The sequence below is a fragment of the Kamptonema sp. PCC 6506 genome (assembly GCF_000180455.1).
Taxonomy (GTDB): domain Bacteria; phylum Cyanobacteriota; class Cyanobacteriia; order Cyanobacteriales; family Microcoleaceae; genus Kamptonema; species Kamptonema formosum.
On sequence record NZ_CACA01000056.1, the window covers coordinates 1 to 23,306 of the forward strand.

General features: G+C 43.1%; 20 protein-coding genes and 1 tRNA gene. 10 read left to right on the forward strand and 11 right to left on the reverse strand.

The window, feature by feature from the left end; genetic code table 11:
* The coding region (locus tag OSCI_RS02860; RefSeq protein WP_039961639.1) for a RibD family protein at window positions 1–676 on the reverse strand (676 nt) is incomplete at its 3' end.
* Window positions 677–1,009: 333 nt separating this feature from the next.
* Between OSCI_RS02860 and OSCI_RS02865 the strand changes: the two genes are divergently transcribed.
* Window positions 1,010–4,768, forward strand: coding sequence for a lamin tail domain-containing protein (locus OSCI_RS02865; RefSeq protein WP_007353354.1), 3,759 nt, complete (start codon window positions 1,010–1,012; stop codon window positions 4,766–4,768).
* A gap of 179 nt (window positions 4,769–4,947) precedes the next feature.
* On the forward strand, window positions 4,948–6,528 hold the full coding sequence (locus tag OSCI_RS02870) for a B12-binding domain-containing radical SAM protein (protein WP_019487284.1): 1,581 nt from the start codon (window positions 4,948–4,950) through the stop codon (window positions 6,526–6,528).
* Window positions 6,529–6,598: 70 nt separating this feature from the next.
* On the opposite strand, the gene OSCI_RS02875 is transcribed toward OSCI_RS02870, so the two are convergent.
* Window positions 6,599–7,063: a hypothetical protein gene (locus tag OSCI_RS02875; RefSeq protein WP_193387010.1), complete on the reverse strand. Its 465-nt coding sequence runs from the start codon at window positions 7,061–7,063 to the stop codon at window positions 6,599–6,601.
* Window positions 7,064–7,308: 245 nt separating this feature from the next.
* On the reverse strand, window positions 7,309–8,721 hold the full coding sequence (locus OSCI_RS02880) for a DUF4339 domain-containing protein (RefSeq protein ID WP_007353357.1): 1,413 nt from the start codon (window positions 8,719–8,721) through the stop codon (window positions 7,309–7,311).
* A 275-nt stretch (window positions 8,722–8,996) separates the two neighbouring features.
* On the opposite strand from OSCI_RS02880, the gene OSCI_RS02885 reads away from it, so the two are divergent.
* The gene (locus tag OSCI_RS02885; RefSeq protein WP_026103724.1) at window positions 8,997–9,302 is read left to right on the forward strand and encodes a hypothetical protein; all 306 of its coding nucleotides are present in this window, start codon (window positions 8,997–8,999) and stop codon (window positions 9,300–9,302) included.
* Window positions 9,303–9,504: 202 nt separating this feature from the next.
* Here OSCI_RS02885 and OSCI_RS02890 read toward each other — a convergent pair.
* The 4 genes from OSCI_RS02890 to OSCI_RS02905 all read right to left on the reverse strand — a co-directional run bounded on the left by OSCI_RS02890 (window position 9,505) and on the right by OSCI_RS02905 (window position 15,032).
* Window positions 9,505–9,578 (reverse strand) — tRNA-Asp (locus OSCI_RS02890).
* 54 nt (window positions 9,579–9,632) lie between these two features.
* Entirely contained in the window at window positions 9,633–10,760 is a 1,128-nt protein-coding gene (locus tag OSCI_RS02895; RefSeq protein ID WP_019487287.1) for an esterase-like activity of phytase family protein, read from the reverse strand.
* Between the two features lie 6 nt (window positions 10,761–10,766).
* Window positions 10,767–13,232, reverse strand: coding sequence for a diguanylate cyclase domain-containing protein (locus OSCI_RS02900; protein ID WP_234708697.1), 2,466 nt, complete (start codon window positions 13,230–13,232; stop codon window positions 10,767–10,769).
* Between the two features lie 216 nt (window positions 13,233–13,448).
* Complete coding sequence (locus OSCI_RS02905; RefSeq protein ID WP_007353360.1) at window positions 13,449–15,032, reverse strand: TM0106 family RecB-like putative nuclease; 1,584 nt, start codon at window positions 15,030–15,032, stop codon at window positions 13,449–13,451.
* Between the two features lie 101 nt (window positions 15,033–15,133).
* Between OSCI_RS02905 and OSCI_RS02910 the strand changes: the two genes are divergently transcribed.
* Window positions 15,134–16,333, forward strand: a complete 1,200-nt coding sequence (locus tag OSCI_RS02910; RefSeq protein ID WP_007353361.1) for an aminotransferase class V-fold PLP-dependent enzyme — start codon at window positions 15,134–15,136, stop codon at window positions 16,331–16,333.
* A gap of 44 nt (window positions 16,334–16,377) precedes the next feature.
* Here the strand turns inward: OSCI_RS02910 and OSCI_RS02915 are convergent, their stop codons facing one another.
* Complete coding sequence (locus tag OSCI_RS02915; RefSeq protein ID WP_007353362.1) at window positions 16,378–16,752, reverse strand: hypothetical protein; 375 nt, start codon at window positions 16,750–16,752, stop codon at window positions 16,378–16,380.
* Window positions 16,752–17,120 carry a hypothetical protein gene (locus tag OSCI_RS02920; RefSeq protein WP_007353363.1) on the reverse strand — a complete coding sequence of 123 codons (369 nt, stop codon included), beginning with the start codon at window positions 17,118–17,120 and terminating at the stop codon, window positions 16,752–16,754. The genes OSCI_RS02915 and OSCI_RS02920 overlap by 1 nt, the downstream gene beginning before the upstream one ends.
* Window positions 17,121–17,203: 83 nt before the next feature.
* On the opposite strand from OSCI_RS02920, the gene OSCI_RS02925 reads away from it, so the two are divergent.
* The gene (locus OSCI_RS02925) at window positions 17,204–18,307 is read left to right on the forward strand and encodes a hypothetical protein (RefSeq protein WP_007353364.1); all 1,104 of its coding nucleotides are present in this window, start codon (window positions 17,204–17,206) and stop codon (window positions 18,305–18,307) included.
* A gap of 3 nt (window positions 18,308–18,310) precedes the next feature.
* The gene (locus OSCI_RS02930; protein WP_007353365.1) at window positions 18,311–18,727 is read left to right on the forward strand and encodes a secondary thiamine-phosphate synthase enzyme YjbQ; all 417 of its coding nucleotides are present in this window, start codon (window positions 18,311–18,313) and stop codon (window positions 18,725–18,727) included.
* Here OSCI_RS02930 and OSCI_RS02935 read toward each other — a convergent pair.
* Window positions 18,709–18,930: a hypothetical protein gene (locus tag OSCI_RS02935; protein ID WP_007353366.1), complete on the reverse strand. Its 222-nt coding sequence runs from the start codon at window positions 18,928–18,930 to the stop codon at window positions 18,709–18,711. The two genes, OSCI_RS02930 and OSCI_RS02935, sit on opposite strands and share 19 nt — an antisense overlap.
* Before the next feature lie 62 nt (window positions 18,931–18,992).
* Window positions 18,993–19,175: a hypothetical protein gene (locus OSCI_RS29540; protein WP_148288862.1), complete on the reverse strand. Its 183-nt coding sequence runs from the start codon at window positions 19,173–19,175 to the stop codon at window positions 18,993–18,995.
* A gap of 206 nt (window positions 19,176–19,381) precedes the next feature.
* Between OSCI_RS29540 and asnS the strand changes: the two genes are divergently transcribed.
* The 4 genes from asnS to OSCI_RS02955 are packed head-to-tail and all read left to right on the forward strand — an operon-like array spanning window position 19,382 to window position 23,293.
* Window positions 19,382–20,773 carry an asparagine--tRNA ligase gene (asnS, locus tag OSCI_RS02940; RefSeq protein WP_007353368.1) on the forward strand — a complete coding sequence of 464 codons (1,392 nt, stop codon included), beginning with the start codon at window positions 19,382–19,384 and terminating at the stop codon, window positions 20,771–20,773.
* Between the two features lie 44 nt (window positions 20,774–20,817).
* Entirely contained in the window at window positions 20,818–22,530 is a 1,713-nt protein-coding gene (gene kaiC / locus OSCI_RS02945; RefSeq protein ID WP_007353369.1) for a circadian clock protein KaiC, read from the forward strand.
* A gap of 37 nt (window positions 22,531–22,567) precedes the next feature.
* Window positions 22,568–22,882: a circadian clock KaiB family protein gene (locus OSCI_RS02950; protein ID WP_007353370.1), complete on the forward strand. Its 315-nt coding sequence runs from the start codon at window positions 22,568–22,570 to the stop codon at window positions 22,880–22,882.
* A gap of 39 nt (window positions 22,883–22,921) precedes the next feature.
* A complete protein-coding gene (locus OSCI_RS02955) occupies window positions 22,922–23,293 on the forward strand; it encodes a circadian clock KaiB family protein (protein ID WP_007353371.1) in 372 nt (123 codons plus the stop codon).
* The last annotated feature ends 13 nt before the right edge of the window (window positions 23,294–23,306 follow it).

Here is a 23,306-nt window from a genome sequence, read left to right on the forward strand (position 1 = left end):
GATAATGTAGAAATACTTCTTGGTCAACCTGCTGAACTTCTAAAAGTTGCAGTTTTGGTGCTAAATTTGCTAAAAACCCCTCTCCTTCAACTGGTGTCGGCGCATCCGCACCACCTAAAATTAGCGGGCAAATCGTCAACCAAAATTCATCAATTAAATTATCAGTAAGTAAAGAAGCTACTAAGTTCCCACCTCCCAAGATTGCCAAACGCTGCAAACCGAGATTAGCTAACTGTTGAAAAGCTGCAACCCAGTCAATATTTCCATTAGGCATTGATGCAACTAAAATTCGATCGAAGTTGGGCATTAATTCTTGATTCTCATCATTTATTGCCGCTGTTAATAGCCAGCGGGGTACGGGTTGCTGAAAAAATTGCAAATTAGGGTCAAAATGGCGCGATCGCGAACAAACTATCTGTATCGGTTGTAACTCTTTTCCTTGTTCTGCCCTCATTTTCAACAACTCTGGCACAGATACTCTCATGGTTGTCCCGTAGGCGCGGAGAGTGTTGCTGCCAAATAATACCCCATCTGCGATCGCGATTTGTTTTTCTAAATGAGCTTTGTCTTGGGGGGAACCGAACCTTGCAGGCGATCGCATCTTATCGGCAATTTTACCATCAGCACTCATTGCCAGAATCACTGTTGTCTGCGGCCTACCAATCTTATTTCCCATTATCAGCTCTACTGAAATTTGTCAAGTGCAATATTGAGTATTTATTTAATTTCTGAGAGTAGAGATTTTAATTAAGGTACAAATTATTTTTCCTCTGTTAACAAAAGGTCAATCTTTGGGTAATCTGTAGTACAGAAAAGTCTACAAACTTTGTATTTACTTGACAAATTGAGACTTTTCTTATTCTTTAGAACCATAACCTAAAGTTTTACATCTTCTTACTTAATCAGGGCGGCTTTACCAATTCATCAATTGGAGATCGAGATTCCAAACAGGAATCAGCCCTTTTCCCATCTCAATAAACACAAATACAAAGATACTAAAGGGGCATCAATGGCAGATTTATTTTTTTCAGAGTATATCGAAGGTAGCAACAGCAACCAAGCGCTAGAAATATACAACAGCACTGAGTCTACAGTTGACCTATCATCGGCTGGCTACGCTATAGAAATCTATGCAGATGGTAGCACTTCTCCTACAACAACAATCAACCTCAGTGGCACGATCGCAGCAGGTAAAACCTTTGTTGTGACAGACTTGGGTGCTGATACCATCATTTTAGACAAAGGCAATCAAACCAATACTCAACTATCCTTTAATGGCAACGACGCGATCGTACTGCGAAAAGCTAGTAATGTAATTGATGCGATCGGTCAAGTCGGTTTCGATCCCGGTACAGCTTGGACTAGCGGGAACATTAGCACTCAGGATAGCAATTTGCGGCGTAAAGCCAGCGTTATCGCAGGTTCTACCAACCCCCAACAAACCTTTGACCCTAGCCTGCAATGGGACGCATACTCGGCCACCAACGTCAGTAACCTGGGAACCCACACCACGTTAGCACGGGAACCCCAACGGATTTACGACATTCAAGGGAAAGCCCATCGTTCCCCCTTGGAAAACCAGCTTTTATCAACAGTTCCGGGGATTGTTACGGCTGTAGCGCCAAATACAGCTACAGTAACGGGTGAGGAAAATGGCGGATTTTATCTGCAAGATGCCTCTGGGGACGGAGACACCGCCACATCCGACGGTATTTTTATCTTCACGGGTTCCACTCCTAGCCTAAAACCAGGCGATTCAGCGATCGTTACGGGTACTGTCAAGGAAATCCGACCCAATAACGACCCCCAAAATCTCACTGTCACCCAGATTGTCAGTCCGTCTTATACCACAGTATCAACAGGCAACCCCTTACCTGCCCCTACAATCATCGGCAATGGCGGCCGGATTCCGCCAACGACAACCATTAAAAGCGCTGTTGGTAACATCGAAACCAGTACCGAATTGTTCAACCCTAACAGCGAAGGGATGGACTTCTACGAAAGCCTGGAAGGGATGCTGGTACAGGTCAATAATGCCGTAGCAGTTAGTCCCAGCAACAGCGAGGGCGAAATTTGGATATTGGGGGATAACGGGGCCAACGCTACTGGCCGTAGTCCGCGCGGGGGTATTTCTATTGTTAGTTCTGGCACTAATGTTGACTATAATCCAGAACGGATTGAGGTAGACAATACGCTATTTAAGGGTACTAATACCTCTTTAAGCAATCCTGATGTTAATGTAGCGGCGCAATTGGGAAGTATAACAGGGATAATCGACTATCGCGATCGCAACTACGAACTGCTAAATACTTCCGACTTAAATCCTCCAGAAAAACCCCTACAACCCAGTCCCATTACACGCGAAACAACGGCCCTCAAAGGCAGCGATAGCCAGTTAACGGTAGCTACATTCAACGCCAGCAATCTTGACCCCAGTTCCGAGAAGCTAGTTAGCCGCCTCGCCACTATCATCGCTAATAACCTCCAAGCACCTGATATTATTGCCCTTCAGGATGTATCCGACAATAGCGGCCAACAAGATGATGGCATAGTAGATGCTAAAGAGACTTATCAGGCTTTGATTGATGCGATCGCAGCAGCAGGAGGTGGTACTTACGAATATCAGCAAATTAACCCCAATAACAACCAAGACGGCGGCCCTCTCAACAACCGTTCCGCTTTCCTCTTCAATCCCAACCGCGTTACCTTTGTCGCAGGTACCGCAGGCAGTGCCGACAATGCTATTGAAGTTAATAGCGGCACCACTGTTTCCCTCAATCCCGGCCGCATTGACCCCACAAACAGCGCTTTTAACAATCAGTCTAAATCTCTTGCCGGACTATTTGAGTTCAACAGCCAGAAAATTTTCTTAGTTAATAATGATTTTATTTCCCAAGCAGAAGACGAGCCATTATTTAGCCCTAATCAGCCACCAGCAAGGCTTTCAGGAGCCAAACGAATTGAGCAAGCCGCAACTGTCAATAATTTTGTAGATAGCATCCTTGCCAAAGATGCCAATGCTAATATCATTGTTTTAGGCAGTTTTAACGACTTCCCAACCTCCGAAGCTTTAAATGTTTTAAAAGGTCAACCAGAAGGAGAAGGAACTGCGGTTCTTACCAATTTAGTTCAAAATATCAACTTGCCTGCCGCTCGTTACACCGCAATTATTGATGGCAACTCTCAACCTCTCGACCAAATTTTAATCAGCCAAAATCTGCGGGATAAAACTGCTCCAGAAATCGATATCGTTCACGCTAACGCCGAGTTTACCGAGCCAGAAATTGATAATTTCCTATTAAGAGAACCCGTTTTAAGTCGCTTCAGTTTTGGTACTAACATCACTTTAACTATTTCTCCCTCGGCCTTTCCAGATATCGTACCCCCAGGTACATTGAGGGGAAGAGTTACTCGAACAGGAGAAACAGACAATTCCGTTAATGTAACTCTTACTGTCAGCGACCCCTTAGAAGCTAATTTTAACGGATTGGGTACAACACAATTGACTATCGGTACTGGTCAATCTGCCGTAGATTTTAACCTTAATGCTGTCAACGATCAGATTACTGATACTACTTGGAAAACAGTAGATTTAACCGCTGCGGCAACAGGTTACACGGATGGCAGAACTAAGGTGACGGTAATTGACGATATTACAGCAGCAATTCCAGTTTTACCCTCTGAAAGTCCAGCACCAATTCCTAGTGCCTCACCTACACCTATACCTATAAATAACACTCCCAATGTTAGTAATAACACCCGCCCAGACAATCCGATCCTCACACCTCTCACCTTTGACGGCGGTTCCAGTTTCATTTTTAACTACCCGACAGATAATGCTACCTTTGGCACGAGCATTGGCGATACTCTAGCTGGAAATGACGGAAATGACATTTTGATCGGTGCAGGCGGTGACGATTCGCTATTAGGCTATCAAGGCGATGATATTTTGGATGCCACCAGTGGCAATGATAGTCTGTTTGGTGGTAAAGACAGAGATACTCTGCTTGCGGGTGGCGACAGGGATTTAGTTTGGGGCGGGGAAGGCGCTGATATTCTGGATGGCGGAGTAGACGGCGATACTCTGTTTGGAGGGACGGAGAATGATACCCTTTACGGCAACAGTGGTAATGACAGTGTTTATGGTAATGAAGGGGATGACTTGATTTACGGCAACGATGGTAATGATAGTTTGTACGGTAATCAAGGAGGTGATACGATTTCTGGCTGGGAAGGTGAGGATAGCGTGTTCGCAGGGAAGGATAATGATTTTGTTTTTGCCGGGGAGGGTAACGATTTTGTCTGCGGTGATTTGGGGGATGATTACCTCAGTGGTGAGGCCGGCGATGATGAACTCTGCGGCCGTGAAGGTGATGATACGATTTATGGGGGGCTTGGAGCGGATACGCTTAATGGGGATTCTGGTAATGATACTTTGATTGGGGGTGCTGGTAACGATCAGTTGCAGGGCGGAGAAGGCAGGGATGTTTTTATTTTCTCCGATTTAAGTGATAATGGCGATACAATCCTCGATTTTGCGGCTGGCGATGGTGGGGATGTGTTGAATTTACAGTCGGTATTTAATAAACTCAGCTATACGGGTTCTAATCCTATTGATGATAAGTTTCTGCGGTTGGTTCAAGTTGGTTCTGATGCAGAATTGCAAATTGACTCGGATGGTGCTAATACTGCGAATGATTTTACGGTACTGGTGAAGTTGAAAAATATCACTGCTAGTAATTTTAATTCCAGTAATTACACTTTTTAGTTAACTGTTAACTGTTAACTGTTAATTCAGGACTTAGGTAAAACTATCGTAACGCCCCTATCTTGGCGGTTTATTTACCGTCAAGATGGCGGCGTTACATAAAGCATTTGTAAGTCCTACTAAATATCAATGCCTTCTTCCTTCTTCCTTCTTCCTTCTTCCTTCTTAGGTAATCTTGAATGAATGTTTTACTTCTGTATCCCCTCTTCCCTAAAAGTTTCTGGTCATTTGAGAAAACCCTAGCTTTGCTAAATCGAAAGGCAATGTTACCACCCCTCGGTTTAGTAACAGTGGCGGCAATTTTACCACAGGAATGGCAATTTAAGTTAGTCGATCGTAACGTGCGCGAGGTGACAGAGGCAGAATGGGAGTGGACTGATTTGGTAATTCTCTCGGCGATGATTGTCCAAAAAGAGGATTTACTCAATCAGATTCAGGAAGCAAAACGCAGGAATAAGCGGGTTGCTGTGGGTGGCCCTTATCCGACAGCTTTACCTGATGAAGCCACAGGCGCGGGTGCAGATTATTTAATTTTAGATGAAGGCGAAATCACTTTACCATTATTTGTGAATGCGATCGCTCAGGGAGTTACTTCTGGTATTTTCCGTGCTGGTGGTGAAAGACCAGATGTTACTACTACTCCTATTCCCCGGTTCGAGTTACTAGAATTTGATGCCTACGCGGAGATGTCGGTTCAATTCTCACGGGGTTGTCCTTTCCAGTGCGAGTTTTGTGACATTATTGTACTCTATGGTCGTAAACCTCGGACTAAAACGCCTGAGCAAATTTTAGCAGAATTGAATCGCCTTTATGAGTTAGGTTGGCGGCGTAGTATTTTCATGGTGGATGACAATTTCATCGGCAATAAACGCAATGTTAAGTTATTTCTGAAAGAGCTGCAACCTTGGATGGTAGCACATCAATATCCATTTTCCTTTGCGACGGAAGCTTCGGTGGATTTGGCTAACGATCAAGAACTGATGGATGCGATGGTAGCCTGTAATTTTGGGGCAGTATTTTTAGGAATTGAAACTCCCGATGAAGAGAGTTTGACTCTGACTCAGAAGTACCAAAATACACGAGATTCCCTGAGTGAAGCGGTGAATAAAATTACTCGGACAGGGTTGAGAGTAATGGCAGGATTTATCATCGGATTTGATGGTGAAAAGGCGGGTGCAGGTGCGCGAATTGTCAAGTTTGTGGAGCAAACATCAATTCCAACGGCGTTGTTTAGTATGCTGCAAGCCTTGCCTGATACAGCACTCTGGCATCGGTTAGTGAAGGAAGGACGGCTACGGAAGGAAGGGGCTAATATTAATCAGACTACTTTAATGAATTTTGTGCCGACGCGACCCCTTGAAGATATTGCCCATGAGTATATTGAGGCTTTTTGGGAATTGTATGAACCATCTAGATTTTTAGATCGGACTTATCGTCATTATCGCATTTTGGGGGAGGCAACTTATCCTAAAAAAGGTAAAGGTGCGGGTAAGAAAGTTAATTGGGTGACTATTCGAGCTTTACTAACAATTTGCTGGCGACAGGGTGTTGTACGCAGCACTCGCTGGCAATTTTGGCGCAATTTGTTGAGTATGTTTTATCATAATCCTGGTGGTGTAAGTAGCTATTTAGCGGTATGCGCTCAGATTGAGCATTTCTTGGAGTATCGTCAGATTGTGCGCGATCAAATTGAGGCGCAGGTGGCTGAGTTTTTAGCTTCTGTTCCTTCAGTAAAGGTTCCTGAAATAGCGATTAAATAATTTTGTTAATGGTTAACGGTTAACTGTTAACTGTTAACAAAATTTATGGTACAATCTCCATCGGGTAATGCTAATATGACTTACGCAGGGAGTCCCAGAAACCGGGTTTTTGAGAGAATCTGTGGGTAAGAACGAAGTATTTTCGTAAAAAAACTGCTGGTTGAGCGAAAGTCGAAACCCGGTTTCTTTGGTTTGGTGCAACTGCTTCGTTCAAGTCCTGTAATGGTTGCAATACATTCTTCTGAAGAAGTAGCGCGATCGCTACTCCCCGTCGCTGGGATGCGCCAAACAAGGTACTGCTAAAAGGTAGAATTTGCGCGATCGCAGGCTTGTTGTCCACAATGATATCCTGGCTGACTTCAACGCCTGTAGTTGCTGCCCGATCGATCGCTTGGGCAAGTTGTGGGTAGATAAAAGTATATGGCTGATTAGTCCCATTCTGAGGACTGCGAGCGATCCCTATTCCAGATGGATCGACAATCGCAATTTCCACCACACCAGGCATCGTGGCAAAATTTTGCACAACTCGTTGCAAAATACTTTTATGCTCCAACTCTAGTAAGCCTTCTGTGGAAAACTCTAGGGATTGGGTAATAGATTGAGCCCGGTTTTGAGGGGAATAGCGATAAGTGTGGTTTGCTCCTCAAGAGTGCGATCGCTTACCCTATGTTTCGATATAGTCTAGGCAGATTAAGCATTTTACTGTTTTAGATCCGCCCCAGAATTTCCAAAACTGTATCAGTCCCCAAGCGATCGCGCCTTGATGACACTCATTAAGCGTTAGGATTTGGATGAGAGAAAATCTGCTAGCTCTGGAATTTCGCCGGCTCTTGTCCAATCATTTTCTCCGACTCGGCGCACGTTGGTTTTAGCCGTGATTTTCTGTTGCGATCGCAACTGCTCTTTAGTATAAGGGCCAACGGGGCCACTGCGAAAAACTTCCCATAAAACTTGCTGGGAGGTTGCGGTTTTTCTGACTGGTCGCATTACAGTCGCGCCCAGTTCTCCCTTTATTTGGTTAAGTTCAACTTCGATCGGGTCAGCGGGTGTTTGAGCTTTGGTTTTTTTAGCTTTTTTAGTAGTTTTAGCTTTGCCTTTTGTAGCCTTAGCTTTGGTTGCCGCCATAATTTTAGCTGCCTGTTTGCGCCCCCAAAAATGCCACAAAATCATGGCGATTGTTGTCCAAACCAAGTACAAAGTTCCACTTAAAGCTTCTGAGGTTTCAGTCGGTTTTCCCTGCGATGCTTCACTCGACAGCTCGTTAAGGATCGCGATGTAAATTGGTATGCTGGCAATGCCTGATAGCACATTGGTATAAATTATTACAGTAAAATCGTGGGCTGCTAATTTCCAACTGGTTTCGTGATGAATAAAACTTTTGCTAACTGAGGCATTGTGTTTTTGGGTTTTCTTTTGCTGAAGGTTGTTGTATCCTGGAAAGCTTTCAGGCCACCAGCTTGCTATCCAGTTTGCCCAGTGTGCTCCGTAGTAGTGGATGGCAGCAAAAGCTGTGACTGTAGCAAAAAACCACATAATTACTACTAGGAAAACTCCTAAACCTAAGAATACCTCTGATAAATTTAATTTGCTAGCTAATACTGCGACTACTATGCTGATTGCTGCAACAGGAAAGCAGCTAATTAGGGGGATGTAAAGAAGCTGTTGCGTTTTGAGGTAGGTATTAATTAATGGCCAGCAGAATACTATAAGAGAGTTGAATCGGCTGGGTATTTTCCAGTAGTAGAGATAGGCAGAAGCGATCGTGCTTAAGATGCCATAGATGAGGAGTGCTTTGTCTTCTATATATACAGAGTAGCGGTAGTAACTTCTTGAATAGTAAATTGGTGCGATCGCATCTGCAACGGGGCTAGTCACTATTACCGCTAGGAATAGCACCAAAAATCCGGCTAGCCCTTCTTTCCAGTGTTGCCAAGATCCAGTAGGGGAGGTATTTGGGGAATCAGCGCGCGATCGCTCTAATTGTTCGGCTAGTCGCACCGCTACATAGTGATAGCCAGCCATGAGCGGAATTTGACAAAACCAGGCAACTGTAGCTAATTTTTCTATGTCGCTTGCGGTTCCGATGTTTCGCCAAAACAGGTGGATAATGCCGAAGAAGGTGACGTTTAATGCGACCCCACGCAACCATGAGGTAGGATATGGTAAGCCTTTTGGCCAGTTGGAAGTATCCATAAACCTGAGATGTTTGGTAGGGGTATCAAGATTGTCTCAGGTTTTGAGTTGTCCAATCAGTGTTTAGTGTCACATTAAAATTCAGCCTCCCAGACATAAGAGCCTCAGAGGGCTGAAAACTATTTGGACTCGCTCAAAACTTGGAATAGTAACACTCTGGATCTTCGTCGTAGTCGGAGTAGCCACCCCCGCTGAGGCTCAGAAAAGCTGTCCTTCTACTCTTCTCCGGCTTAACTTGCTAGAATTGTCGAAATCTAATAAAAATTATGAATTCTATGGCTTTTCTTCAAGGAATAAACACCGCCAATATCGTCAGCTTCCTGAATTTTGTGTTGCTAATGGAACTGGTGTACTTCTTCATGAAAGGAATGAAAGAGGGGGTGCTGGCAGGAAAAATAACTACCAGACAAATCATCTGGGTAACTATATTCACAGCAATTTCTTTCTGTCTGTGGCAAATGTGGCCCTCTAATCTTGCTTTGTTAGCCGTACTGCCGCAGACAGGGTTTTGGGTATTTGCTGGGGGGCTGACCGGCTGCATTCTCAATAGGGGTTGCTCAAATTTGATGCGATCGCTTTAATTTGTTACCGCTAAACTGTCTTACCAATAAAAACAGCCCGTAGGTATTGACTTCCTAACGGTGGTTTTGAGGATGAGTGCGCGATCGCAACCTTTATCTTTTCAAGGTGAAATATTACGCATTGGGAGACTAATGGGAGAATTCTACAAATTTTGTAGATTCTCCCTTAATTGAGGGGTGGTATACTCTCTGCTGGTTTGAACGGGACAGACGGGGCTCGAACCCGCAACTTCCGCCGTGACAGGGCGGTGCTCTAACCAATTGAACTACTGTCCCAAGTTTTAAAGTTTTAAGGCACAATTTCTATTATGCCTATCTAGCCACAACTTGTCAAGGGGTTTGCTGAAAATTTATTCCGAACCCCAAAATCTGGGTAAATTGCAGGGGGTTGAAGTTATTGTCGCTCACCAAGAGGAGCGATCGCCTCCCATCCGCCAGCAAGGGCCCCAAGGTCAAACCCTCCAGATTATCCAGCCTCAGATTGAGTTCTTTTAAGTCCAGCAGCAGCCTCTTCTGAGCAGGGGAGACTTGGGAGAGGCGATTTTTGAGGCTGTCGATCGCCTGAATATTGTCCGCTTTTTCCAAAGAAACGTCAAATATCCTAATTGTAACGCCGTTTGCTTGGGAAAAGGCTCGCTCTAAACTCAGCAGGCGATCGTCTGCGATCGCGACTAAATCCACTAAACCATTAGTAATAAAACTTCCCGGCGGATTAGGCTCACCAACCAAGGGTTCTGTAATATATACAAACTCTTTTTCTGGCTGATTACTAACCAAATTATAGCGCAAAATCCGGCAAGGCGTACCTGTTTGACTCGTAGGGACATCGCCATCTTGAACCAAAGCATTTTCTGTAGCTGTAAACAGATATTTTCGATCGGGAGTTACCGCCAAACTTTCCAAAGCCAAGTTATTACGGACACCGACATCGCCCTTAGCATTGGGCAAAAATTTATCAGGGATTGGTAGCGTTTTTAATAGCTTACCTGTCAGTGAAAAGGCCTTAATAAAAGGAGAAATTTTGCGCTCAGTATCTCCCTCGGAAGAGACAAAGACACTATCTCTACTAAAAGCAATTCCCTCGGAATCAAGACTCAAAGGAGCAAAAGGTTTGCCATTTTCATCTAACAGTGTAGTCACGCCTACAAATTTCACTCTCTCCGGTTTCAGCTTACCAGAACTCAAATCAATTTTCAGAGTGTAAAATCGAGCAGCAGCCTTTTGACTGCGGTCATCAGAAATAGCATAATAAACTTGTTTACTAGCATCATAAGTAATGCCTGAAAGTCCCCCTAATTCCGTGTTCTGAAACTTTAAGCCAGTCGAAAATGTTGCTTCTCCGATAGAATCGACTCCTGCGATCGTCAAAGGTAGGGCGGGCAAACCCATAACAATAGTTAAACTCAATCCTATTAACAAACAATAGAGCCAAGGCAGAAACTTGAGGGTTTTGATCATGTCAAATTAGCACGGAAACCAGTATAACTCACTTCCAGAAATGGGCGACTGAGACTCACAAACTCGCCGCAAATGATTAGCTAAGCGCTCCCCCCCTAAAGGAGCTAAAATATAATCTTCCACTCCTAAAGTCCGGTCTACCCAAGGTAGGCTAAACTTAACTTTTGGACTAAGGGCAACAATTGGAACTTCCTGAAGTTGCGGGTAATGGCGAAGTTCTTCAGCCCAGGCTTTACCCTGTGTTTCTGAAACTTCTGCATAAATCAGTACCATGTCTACGAAACTGGGCAAAAATTGAGAGTGAACTGCTTCTATATTAGATAAAAATGTGACTTCAAATCCATTAACGGAAAACAATCTTTTCAGATTTCTAGAGTTGTTCGGCGGTGTACCAATGGCAACTACGCGGGTTTTTTCTAATTTATTTTCCCAGTTGTACTGCCTTGTATCTGCCCCTATTTGCCCTGAATTTAAGGGGTTATTACAGAGAGTACAATTGGGAATATTGTAGGCACTTCCTTCCGATACTGGAATAGGCAAATTGCAGCGGGCGCACTGGATAACTGTACAGTTTCCTCCTAGAAAATTGCCAAAGCAATCAATATCTCCTTCCACATAAAGCTCTCGAAAGTCCCGTCGCTGTTGTAGCTGTTTCCACAGATCCTTAAAGTCACTATGATAGCCCCAATATTCATAAACTAATCCTCGAAAAAATAGCGGGCCGCTCATGGGACTCAGAACACTTTTGCCACGACTGACATAGTAAGCAACATAGCTCATTAATAACTCTATGTTTGTATTTTTCCCCCTAGTTTTTTGATGGCTTGGTATAGGATTACTAACTGGATTTGGGGAAGGGAGAGGGATCTGGGGAATCAAAGCATGGTTATGATTTCTGGTCGAGCTCAATATCCTTGCTGTTTTCGCCTGAGAAAGGGCTAGTTCTGCATCCGCAATCAATTGATTAGCAGAGGATTTAGCGTCAGGAATAGTGCTAGCAACTCCGTAACTGAGAGTGACGTATTTACCGATCTGAGAATTGGTATGCGGGATTTCTAATGCTTTTACCCGAAAGCGGATTTCTTCTACAATTAGTACAGCATTTTCCGCCTCTGCATTTGGTAAAATCGCTGCAAATTCTGTGTCGCTGTAACGAGCTACTAAAGCACCTAAACGGTTCACATTAGAACGAATTGTAGTGGCGATTTGTTTCAGAGTGCGATTGCCTGCTTGATAACCGTAGGTGTCATTATATTTTTTGAAAAAGTCTATCTCCCAAATAATCAGAGACAAAGGTATTTTTTCCTGTATTGCTCGCTGCCACTCTGATAGAAAATATTCGTCGAAGCGGGAACGGTTAGGAACCAAGGTAACGGGATCTAATAAAGTTAGTTGCTGCAATTTTTCCTGCGCTACTTGCAACTGCTGATTTAGATCTGATTGCTGAATCGCGATCGCGATTTGAGTTGCCATTCCTTTGAGCAAGTCTATCTCTGATTGTTGCCACTGTCGGGGTGTCGAACATTGATGCACAATTAACAATCCCCAGAGTTGATTGGAGATGGGAAATTCTGACTCTGGACTGTTTTGCAAAATTGGTACTGCCAGCCTTGCTTTGATATTAAAAAATGTTAGTAATTGCAGCAGCCGCAGATCTAGTCCGGCATGGCGGATATCGGTAATGGCCAAAGATTCTCCTTGCTGATACTTTTGAAGGTATTTTTTTTCTAAAATAGAGGGATAGTGAATAATAAATTCCAGCATGGAAGGGAAACCCAAACCTACTGCCTCTGCAACGGCTGAACCGTTCCCGTCTTTAAAAAAACGGTGGATAATTACTCTATCGGCTTGCAGAAATTCCCGCAATTCTGTAACTGTGCTATTAAAATTTTCCTTCAGGTTTAATGACTGGCGAATTCGATCTTGCATCGCTCCAATTAGCCGATCTCGATCGCACTGTTGCTCTCGCAATTTTTCTACTTGTTTGCTCTCAGTAAGGTCGCGGATAATATTTAATATGATTTTTTCTTCGCCGAGTTCTATGCTTTGGGCGGTGATTTCGATGGGAAATACGCTCCCGTCTTTGCGGATGTGAACCGTTTCAAAAGTAATGGCTTCCTTGTCTACTTTTGCCATTTGCTCAGCAAAGCTATCCAAGTTATCAGAAACTTGTAAATGCTGAATATTTAAAGAAAGCAATTCTTCAGGCTCATAACCGTAAGCCTTGAAAGCGGCATTATTCGCTTCAGTAATTCTCCCATCAAGCTGAGTAAATAAAATTAGATCGCGAGTATTTTCCGAAAGCAGTTTATAGCGTTTTAATGTCTCTTCTACATAACTATGTTTGCTGAGAGTGTTGCTAAAACCGTAGGGCATTTCCTGATTGCAGTGTCTGCACAACCAGTAAAGTTTTCCGAGGCGGACATGGGACAGCAAAGGGTAGGAACATAAGGGGCAAACATATTCACTCATAATATATAATTGTGATTGTGAATTGATTGTGAATCTAAAGGTGTTTTTTTAATCCGCAGCTAAGCGGCTGCTCCTGCAATTATTATCACTTGAAACTCATAAAAAATTACTATAAGTTTACAAACTTTTAATAAACTCAAAGAAACTTTGTGTATAAAAACTTTTTTAAAGATTTTATGAAGGCAAAAAAGCTAATTCTCGATCGCTAACAAATAATTAAATATTCTGTAAAAAGCTTGCTAACCAATCCTTAACATGGTAGGTGGCGCGGCAGTCATCCTCATTATAACGGACGATCGCATCGAGAAATGCGCGATCGCCCGTTTTTAACCACTCATCATACCAGCAGACGCACTGAGCTCCATTCGCTTTAGCGTCGCGCCACTCAAAACCCATCCAACGGGCAATGGGTTTGAGAGCATAACTATCTACTGGCAAGGTGACAGTTTGCGTCACCTGTTTGTGAATATCGACAAAACGTTTGAGCACTGGTTGCCACTGGTAAGCTGGAGTTTTGTAGCATCGCGCTAACCGCTTGACAGTTTGAATTTCGTAGTCGCAAAAATGAAAAATGGGAGCGATGGGATAACTCCAAACTAAGTCTAAAAATTGCTGCCAGATTAAACCTTCATCAGCGGGTGTTTCTGCTAGAAAAGCATGATAAGTCTCTGTGTTTTTAGACCGATCTACTACTAATACACCTTGCAGATAATCTAAATTTAGCTCTGGTTCTGCTTCGAGATCGAAGTATATTTCTACTGGGGTGGTAGTTAAAAAATTAGATGGGTAATTTGGTCTTGATAATGGGGAAGTAGGAGTTGGAAAGAGGGAATTAGGAATTAGGTTTTCTGAACTTCCATTTTCGGCGATCGAATTTCTGATCGTTGCTTGATTTTGCAGTTTTGATTGAGCTTGCTGCACCAACTGCGCTGCTATTGGGCCCTCAAATTCCCGGTAAGTAATTAACAATTCAGGATTTGCTAAAGCCAGAGATTCGACTGTAGTTAAATTAAGATTTTGCAGTTGAGCATAACGTGCAGGTGTGACTCCCGGCAAGAGAGAAAGGTGTTTTTTTGATTCGGCAATCCCATAACAACTGGTATACCAGCGGCAAAGATTGCATTTCTGACGAGAAATAAACATCTCTGGGTCGTTTTTTTCTTCAAACATCTGAATGCAATGTTTTAAGATTTCCTGCATTTGAGGCAACCGCTGCCACAAATTCACCGCATAAGGCCCTTTTTCTCGCAGAATTAACCATGCAGTATCGGGCATTACCCCCTGTGCCGACGCTAGCACCTGAGCATGAAAAGCACTAACAATTTGATAGTCAAGTTTGGGTCGCTTGGCGATCCAAATGTCAGCAGGAGCATACATCCAATCGCCAAGATCCGAATCCCCCGGCTGTTTTACTAGCAAGTGGGGACGGCTGAGTAAGGCAATATTTGAAGGAAGAAATGAGGGATTTACTATATTGGAAAATTCCGAATTTTCGATCGATTCTGATAAATTTTCCGATTTCTCATGCTGCAAAAGCACTCCTCGATAAATGCGATCAACGCCTTGGCGCATTAAACTTAAAGTAGCTTCTGTACCTGCTACCCAATCTCCATGAGGATAGTATGGTTGATGATATGCTTGCTGTTCTACAATTGTTTGGCGATAAGTTAAGCTATCGCGGATCAGTTTCAGCAGAAAATCGCTGGCTGGGTCTAATTGGTTGATATCTCCGTAAGCATCTAAAAATGCTCGGCGATTGCAGCGTTGGTAGTTAAGAAGTTGTTTATCTGTTATCAACATTTAGGGGATAATATGGATGTTAGCTTTTAATTTTAGATTGGGTGGATAGCTTATTCTTAAGGTTAACTGACTGCTGGACAAAAATATCAGGGATAACACCAATGACAAATTCAAAATTAGCAGCTCATCGGCAGCATTTTCCAGCTTTAGCTAATAAAGCTTATTTTAACTATGGGGGACAGGGCCCGCTGCCCCAGATGTCTTTAGAGGCTATCAAGCGATCGTATGAATGCGTGCAGCAAATGGGGCCTTTTTCTAGGGAGGTCAATGCTTGGGTGACAGGGGAGGCGATCGCAACACGATCGGCGATCGCATCTGAGTTAAATGTCCCAGCGGAGGCGATCGCACTAACGGAGGATGTCACCGTCGGCTGCAATATTGCTTTTTGGGGCATTGACTGGAAGCCTGGAGATCACCTGTTGCTGTCGGATTGCGAGCACCCTGGTATTGTAGCAACTGCGATGGAACTTCAGCGCAGATTTAATATTGAAATCTCTACTTGTCCGCTAATGGCAACTTTGAATCAGGGAGATCCGGCGGCGGTTATTGCTCAACATTTGCGACCAAATACTCGCCTATTAGCAATCAGTCATATTTTGTGGAATACGGGTCAAGTTTTACCTCTAGATGAGATCGTTAAAGTTTGCCATGATTCTCCTGTTTCTACTCTTAAAAATGGGATGGTCAGAGTGTTAGTAGATGCAGCTCAATCAGTGGGAGTATTGCCTTTGAATTTGATTAATTCTGGCGTAGATTTCTATGCTTTCACGGGTCATAAATGGTGGTGCGGGCCAGAAGGTTTGGGGGGACTGTATGTAAGTGCTGAGGCTTTGCCAGATTTGTATCCAAGTTTTATTGGTTGGCGTTCAATTGTTATGGATAAAACTGGTAATCCTACTGGTTGGAAAGGGGGAGCGCAGCGTTATGAAGTGGCAACTTCTGCCTATCCTTTATATGCAGGTTTGCGGGAAGCGATCGCACTTCATCACCAGTGGGGAACTATTGAGGAACGCTATCAAGAAATCTGCCGTTTGAGTGGGTATCTTTGGGAGCGCTTATCTGAGATCGATGGCGTTAATTGTCTGCGGAAGTCACCGCCAGCAGCGGGTTTAGTTGCTTTTGAATTGACTAATGGAAAACCCCACGATCGGCTAGTAGATTTTTTGTATCAACAGAATTGTATGGTGCGGACAATTCTCTCGCCTGACTGCGTGCGGGCTTGCGTTCATTATTTTACTACGGAGTCAGAAATTGATAAATTAGTTGACGCGATCGCTAGTCAAATAGTATATTTTATATGAGATAATCGCTTTTTTACTCAGTCTAAAGAAGGATTGCCTCATTATCAAAGGTTTTGTAAATTGGAGATAACTTTCGCTGCCAATTTTAAAGACCTCCTAGTAATAACTGGTAAGTTAGCAACCGTATCGTCATAATCTGCCAGGTTGCGATTATATCGGATACGATCCAGAGCTTCACCTATCTGTTGGCGAATAGGGTCAGAACTATTCTGAAATTGCTTAATCACGTACTCATGAGTATTTTTGCGCGGAATCGAAAGACCCATTGTATCGCGCAAGTGATTTCGTGCTTGAATGAAAGCACTGTAGTATGCTCTACTAATAGCTGAACGTAACCGCGATTCCTGAGTAGCAGAAATCTGAGCTTTTCCAGCCAATTGTTGAGCTAAAGCGAGATATTCCGACCAATTAAAACTCATTACTCCAGATTGGTAAACATTTTATGTTGCGAACGCCGCGAAGCATTAAGCCACCAAGCATTATCTAATTCCCAAAGCCTGTCAACTGACTCATCAGCATCAATGTCTGTAGCAATCAAGAGTACCAGTTTATCATCATCGGTCGATGAGCTTTCTGGATCTATCGCCATATCTAAAATTAGTGCATCGCTGGGAAAATAATAGCGAATCTCGTCGGGCGCTTCCAATAAAACTGGAATCAAAAAAGGATATTCCTCAATAAACTTCAACACCTCCGATCGATTTCTGAGAGTATAAAGTTTTTCAATCTGCTCTATTTCACCTGGATCAATATTAACTGTGGACGTTGTACTGATTTGTACTGTCATCTTACATCTCCCCCAATATATTTATTTACACAAATACCATTCTATTATATCATAGTATATAAACATAAAGCTTGATTAATCTTATGCCTAGACCAGCGTTATATATAGCCATCACCAATCACGGATTCGGCCATGCTGTCCGCGCCTCATCCATTGCCGGAACAATTCAGAAATTATATCCAGATATTTTATTAATTATGGTGACAACTGCACCGAGATGGTTGTTAGAATCTTACATCACAGGCGATTTTATTCACCGCCCCCGTGCCTTTGATGTTGGAGTTGTGCAATCTGATAGCTTGAATATGGATCGAGGTCTTACGCTGGAAAAATTACAAGAACTTCGCACCCAACAGCGGTCAATTATAGCTAGTGAAGTTGATTTTATTAAGCAAAATCGCGTGGGATTAGTGCTTGCTGATATCCCCCCTTTAGCTGCTCCCATTGCTAAAGCGGCGGGCATTCCTTGCTGGATGCTGAGTAACTTTGGCTGGGACTTTATCTATCGCGATTGGGGCGGTGAATTTATAGAAATAGCAGATTGGATTAGCGAATGTTTTAGCAAGTGCGATCGCCTATTTCGTCTGCCTTTACATGAACCAATGAGCACTTTTCCTCACATTGAGGATGTCGGGTTAACTGGCGGCGATCCTCGCTATAATCTAGATGAACTTAAGGAGAAATTTGGCATCAAAGCACCTATTGAAAAAACAGTATTGCTTACCTTCGGCGGCTTGGGTTTAGAACAAATACCCTACCACAATTTACAACAATTTCCCGATTGGCAATTCATCAGTTTTGACCCTCAAGCACCCGCTTTACCAAACTTGATAAATATTAATAACAGGGATTCCCAAAAATCTACTTTAATCCCCTTTCGCCCCATTGATTTTATGCCGCTATGTGGGCGGTTAATTTCTAAACCAGGATACAGCACTTTTTCAGAAGCTTTGCGCGTGGAAATACCGATAGTTTCTCTCACGCGGGAAGGGTTTGCAGAATCTCCAGTGTTATTAGAAGGCATTCAGAATTATGCTCACCATCAAATTATATCAAATTCTGATTTTTTTGAGAGTAACTGGGAATTTCTGCGACAATCTTTGCAACCGCCACGCTTATCGGATAAATTAGATAAATACGGGACTGAAACAATTGCACAATCTGTAGTTAATTATTTTCAACACTAAACCATGACTCACTATCAACAGTTAATCAGAATTCAAACCGCTGGTAAATCTCTATGTAACATCACTTCCAAGGTAGAAGATGCAGTAGTTAAATCAGGTGTTAAAATAGGACTTTGTACTCTATTTTTGCGTCACACTTCTGCTAGCTTGGTAATCCAAGAAAATGCCGATCCTGATGTGTTGCGAGATTTAGCTAACTTTTTAGCTAAGATTGTGCCAGAAGGGCCTTATTACATTCACGATGCCGAAGGGCCAGACGATATGCCGGCACATATTCGTACTACTTTAACTCATACTTCGGAACAAATTCCGATTTCACAAGGGAGATTGGTATTAGGAACTTGGCAAGGTATTTATTTATGGGAACATCGACAGCGAGGAAATATGCGGGAAGTTGTTGTTCACATTAGCGGTGATTGAGGAAAATTGAGCGCGATCGCAATCTGTACTTCACTCATTTTAATAGATTCTGGAGTCATGGGCGAATTATAAAATAATCGGCGCGGTGGCCCCACAACTTCATATTCAGGATGTTGTTCTAACCAATCTTTTAACTTTTGCAAATTAGTTTCGTAGCTTTCCCAAGTATAAGCACCTTGCACGCCGATACTGACAACAGTCATCTGCTGATTATCTATTACCTTTCATATTTCTTTCGATATCAAGGTTGACATTGACTATTATATTACCAAGGGCGATCGCGTTGATTTAGCTTTGCGATCGCATCATTAACCTTACCTCGAAAGACGTTTCCCGATTGATAATCTTGTTTTCCTTGTGCAATATTAGCAGCAATTTCAGTAAGACGGCGATCGCTAAGTCTCCGGTACATGATGACAAGTAGAGTGGTTTGTTCATCAGTAGACAAGGTTTAGATCGCGTCTAAAATACTGTCAAATGTTAAAGTTTGCATGGTGAATTAGTTTTGACCGTGATGATGGCTATGTCTTATCTCACTCGATCCTACTTTTAAGGATTCTCACTGAAGCTATTTAGAAGGCACTCTATAGGGAGTATAATATTTATAATCGAATAAAACAGATACAACCTCAATCGATCCCACTCTTAAAAAATATGACAACACAACGGATTGCAGTCCTTCTGCGAAATGGTCAACCTGACGAAAATGTAACAGTTCAAGGTTGGGTTCGCACCAAGCGGGAATTGAAAGAATTTACCTTTGTCGAAGTTAACGACGGCTCAGCAATGGCTAATTTACAAGTAGTAATCAATCTAAATTTACCAAACTATGAGCACATTGTCAAGCAATTAAATACAGGTGCATCCGTCGAAGTCACGGGAGTATTAGTTGCGTCCCCAGCCAAGGGACAAAGAATAGAATTGAAAGCCTCGGCGGTGACAGTTTACGGCGATGCAGATCCGCAAACTTATCCATTGCAGAAAAAACGTCATTCCTTTGAATTTTTGCGGACGATCGCGCACTTGCGATCGCGCACAAATACCTACAGTGCTGTATTTCGCGTCCGTAACGCCTGCGCTCATGCCGTCCACCAATTTTTTCAAGAACGCGGTTTTCTCTGGGTTCACACTCCAATTATCACCGCTAGCGACTGCGAAGGCGCAGGGGAAATGTTCAGCGTTACTAACTTTGATTTGAAAAATATTCCCCGCAACGATCGAGAACAAATTGATTTTACCAAAGACTTTTTTGGCAAACCAGCTTATCTCACAGTTAGCGGCCAATTAGAAGCCGAAGTTATGGCGATGGCCTTCGGGAATGTCTACACCTTTGGCCCGACTTTCCGAGCCGAAAATTCCAATACTTCCCGCCATTTAGCCGAGTTTTGGATGATAGAGCCAGAAATGGCATTCTGCGACTTAGAAGGCGATATGGATTTAGCCGAAGCCTTCCTAAAACACATTTTTAAATATGTGTTGGAAACTTGCCAGGAAGATATCGAATTTTTCAACGAGAGGATTGACAAGACAGTTTTGGCAACGGCTGAAAACATTATTAACAATCAGTTTGAGCGGATTACTTATACCGAAGCAGTCAGGCTTTTGGAACAAGCAGATAAGCAATTTGAATTTCCCGTAAAATGGGGTTTGGATTTGCAATCAGAACACGAGCGCTATTTAGCAGAAGAACTGTTTAAAAAGCCCACAATCGTCACCGACTATCCAGTAGAAATTAAAGCATTTTATATGCGCTTGAGCGACGATGAAAAAACAGTGCGGGCAATGGATGTTTTAGCGCCAAAAATTGGAGAAATCATCGGCGGTTCCCAGCGGGAAGAAAGATTAGATGTACTCGAACGACGCATCGAAGCGCAGGGAATGAATAAAGAGGATTTGTGGTGGTACTTAGATTTACGGCGCTATGGTACAGTGCCTCATGCAGGGTTTGGTTTAGGATTTGAAAGGGTAGTGCAGTTTATGACAGGAATGGGGAATATTAGAGATGTAATTCCTTTTCCCAGAGCACCTTTGACGATCGATTTTTAGATTTGAGATTTAGAATACTTGATGACTTAATTCAATCAGCCAAAATGACTCAACTCAATCAGAAAAAAACAAGCAAGTCCACCAATATCCAATTACCCAAATGTCCCACTGGAATTCAGGGACTAGACGAAATTACTGGAGGCGGACTACCCAAAGGACGACCGACGTTGGTTTGTGGTTCTGCTGGCTGCGGTAAAACTCTGCTAGGAATGGAATTTCTAGTTCGTGGCGCGACAGAATACGGCGAACCAGGGGTATTTATATCCTTTGAAGAAACCGTAGAAGAGCTCACTCAAAATGTCACTTCTTTGGGGTGGGATTTAGATCGATTGGTAGCCGAAAAAAAGCTCAGCATTGACTGTTTGTATATCGATCCTTCCGAAATTCAAGAAACTGGTGAATACGATTTAGAAGGGATCTTCATTCGCTTGGGCTATGCGATCGATAGCATTGGTGCCAAACGGATAGTTCTAGACACGATTGAAGTTTTGTTTTCCGGTTTATCCAATACTGGCATTGTCCGAGCAGAACTCCGCCGTTTGTTTCGTTGGCTCAAAACCAAAGGTGTTACTGCTATTATCACAGGTGAACGAGGTGATAATAGCCTAACTCGTCAAGGCATAGAAGAATACGTCTCTGATTGCGTTATTCGTTTGGATCAGCGAGTTTATGAAGAACTCTCTACCAGGCGGCTGCAAATTTTTAAATATCGAGGTTCTCAACATGGTAGTAACGAATATCCTTTCTTAATAGAAGAAAATGGTATTTCTGTCTTACCAATTACCTCCATTGGACTAAATCATAACGTTTCTAGCGATCGCATCTCCAGTGGCATCCCCCGCCTAGATGCCATGCTGGGAGGAGAGGGTTACTTTCGCGGTAGTAGCATTTTGATCACGGGGATGGCTGGGACAGGCAAAAGTACGATCGCTGCTGCTTTTGCCGCCGCCACCTGTCAGCGCGGAGAAAAGTGCCTGTATCTCGCCTTTGAGGAAGCCCCCCAACAAATTCTCCGTAACATGAGATCGATCGGTATGGATTTAGAGCGTTATATTCAACAGGAATTGCTACAGATTCAAGCATTACGTCCTACCGCTCATGGTTTAGAAGTACATTTAGTACAAATTCATCGATGGATCAACTATTTTCAGCCTACTACCGTCATCATCGATCCGATCAGCAACCTAACTTTAACTGGCAGTCTTCTGCAAGTTAAAGCCTTCTTTATGCGCGTAATTGACTACTTAAAATCGCAACAAATCACAGTGTTGATGAACAACCTAATTAGTGGCGGAACTCCCCTGGAAAATACAGAGATCGGGATTTCTTCGCTGATGGATACCTGGCTAGAAGTGCGGGTAATTGAAAGCAACGGCGAGCGCAATCGCATCCTGCAAGTCATCAAGTCTCGCGGGATGGAACACTCAAACCAGGTGCGAGAATTCCGATTAACAAGTCAAGGCGTGGAATTGGTAGATGTTTACTTAGGACAGGACAAGGTACTAACTGGAACCGCCAGGGCAATTCAGGAGTTAGCGGATAAACAAGCAACTATACGACGACAGCAAGAAATTGCTAACCGACGGCGAGATTTAGAACAGCAACGACAATTAATTCAGACTCAAATTACTACATTACAGATGCAGATGGAGGCAGAAAAAGCAGAAGTCGATCGCCTAAATCAAGAGGAGAATATGAATAAAGTCGGGTTTCTTCAGGATCAAAGGATCATCGCGCAACTTCGTCGGGCTGATTAACCAGTTACCACATTTAGAAAACAGGGAAATAGCCATTATGAATCAACATAGCGAACTGAATTCACCTAAATTAGAGAGATGGGAACTGCGACTGTACATTGCCGGCCAGACTCCCAAATCAGTGAGAGCCTTTGCTAACCTGAAAAAGCTCTGTGAAGAATACCTCCACGCTCAATATCGAATTGAAGTTATTGATTTATTACAGAACCCGGAGTTAGCGAAGCAAGATCAAATTCTGGCAATTCCAACCCTAGTGCGAAAACTGCCGCAACCGATTCGGCAAATCATTGGGGATTTATCTAATCAGGAAAAAGTTTTAGTAGGACTTGATATCGCAAAGGTTGAAGAATGAAAAAACACTCTGAACACAGACAGTTGAGAGGAAATAGTAATGGTAAATGAAGTACCGCCGGAAGACAATCAGCTACTGCAAGAAGACAACAATAATTTGATGGCAAATTTTGAACAAGCAATCGCGGAACTGGAACAGCAACATTACTGTCTCCGCTTATATATTGCCGGCACAACTCCCCGTTCGACGAGGGCGCTACAACGGATCAAATCTATCTGTGAAACCTATTTACAAGGACGATATGACTTAGAAGTGATTGATGTTTATCAGTCTTCAGAACAAATGCACCTAGATAACATCGTTGCCATCCCCACCTTAATCAAGCAACTGCCTCTCCCCCTGCAACGTATGATTGGGGATCTGTCCGATACCGAAAAAGTGTTGTTTGGGTTAGATATTGTACCTAAATAAAATACTCTCTTAA

What these genes read in the sequence shown, in the direction of transcription:
- OSCI_RS02870 (WP_019487284.1), top strand. Translation starts at nt 4,948, where the DNA reads ATGAATGTTTTACTTCTGTATCCCCTCTTCCCTAAAAGTTTCTGGTCA.
- OSCI_RS02905 (WP_007353360.1), bottom strand. Translation starts at nt 15,032, where the DNA reads ATGTTGATAACAGATAAACAACTTCTTAACTACCAACGCTGCAATCGC.
- OSCI_RS02955 (WP_007353371.1), top strand. Translation starts at nt 22,922, where the DNA reads ATGGTAAATGAAGTACCGCCGGAAGACAATCAGCTACTGCAAGAAGAC.
- OSCI_RS02950 (WP_007353370.1), top strand. Translation starts at nt 22,568, where the DNA reads ATGAATCAACATAGCGAACTGAATTCACCTAAATTAGAGAGATGGGAA.
- OSCI_RS02915 (WP_007353362.1), bottom strand. Translation starts at nt 16,752, where the DNA reads ATGAGTTTTAATTGGTCGGAATATCTCGCTTTAGCTCAACAATTGGCT.
- asnS (WP_007353368.1), top strand. Translation starts at nt 19,382, where the DNA reads ATGACAACACAACGGATTGCAGTCCTTCTGCGAAATGGTCAACCTGAC.
- OSCI_RS02910 (WP_007353361.1), top strand. Translation starts at nt 15,134, where the DNA reads ATGACAAATTCAAAATTAGCAGCTCATCGGCAGCATTTTCCAGCTTTA.
- kaiC (WP_007353369.1), top strand. Translation starts at nt 20,818, where the DNA reads ATGACTCAACTCAATCAGAAAAAAACAAGCAAGTCCACCAATATCCAA.
- OSCI_RS02880 (WP_007353357.1), bottom strand. Translation starts at nt 8,721, where the DNA reads ATGGATACTTCCAACTGGCCAAAAGGCTTACCATATCCTACCTCATGG.
- OSCI_RS02925 (WP_007353364.1), top strand. Translation starts at nt 17,204, where the DNA reads ATGCCTAGACCAGCGTTATATATAGCCATCACCAATCACGGATTCGGC.
- OSCI_RS02900 (WP_234708697.1), bottom strand. Translation starts at nt 13,232, where the DNA reads ATGAGTGAATATGTTTGCCCCTTATGTTCCTACCCTTTGCTGTCCCAT.
- OSCI_RS02865 (WP_007353354.1), top strand. Translation starts at nt 1,010, where the DNA reads ATGGCAGATTTATTTTTTTCAGAGTATATCGAAGGTAGCAACAGCAAC.
- OSCI_RS02920 (WP_007353363.1), bottom strand. Translation starts at nt 17,120, where the DNA reads ATGACAGTACAAATCAGTACAACGTCCACAGTTAATATTGATCCAGGT.
- OSCI_RS02895 (WP_019487287.1), bottom strand. Translation starts at nt 10,760, where the DNA reads ATGATCAAAACCCTCAAGTTTCTGCCTTGGCTCTATTGTTTGTTAATA.
- OSCI_RS02885 (WP_026103724.1), top strand. Translation starts at nt 8,997, where the DNA reads ATGGCTTTTCTTCAAGGAATAAACACCGCCAATATCGTCAGCTTCCTG.
- OSCI_RS02935 (WP_007353366.1), bottom strand. Translation starts at nt 18,930, where the DNA reads ATGACTGTTGTCAGTATCGGCGTGCAAGGTGCTTATACTTGGGAAAGC.
- OSCI_RS02930 (WP_007353365.1), top strand. Translation starts at nt 18,311, where the DNA reads ATGACTCACTATCAACAGTTAATCAGAATTCAAACCGCTGGTAAATCT.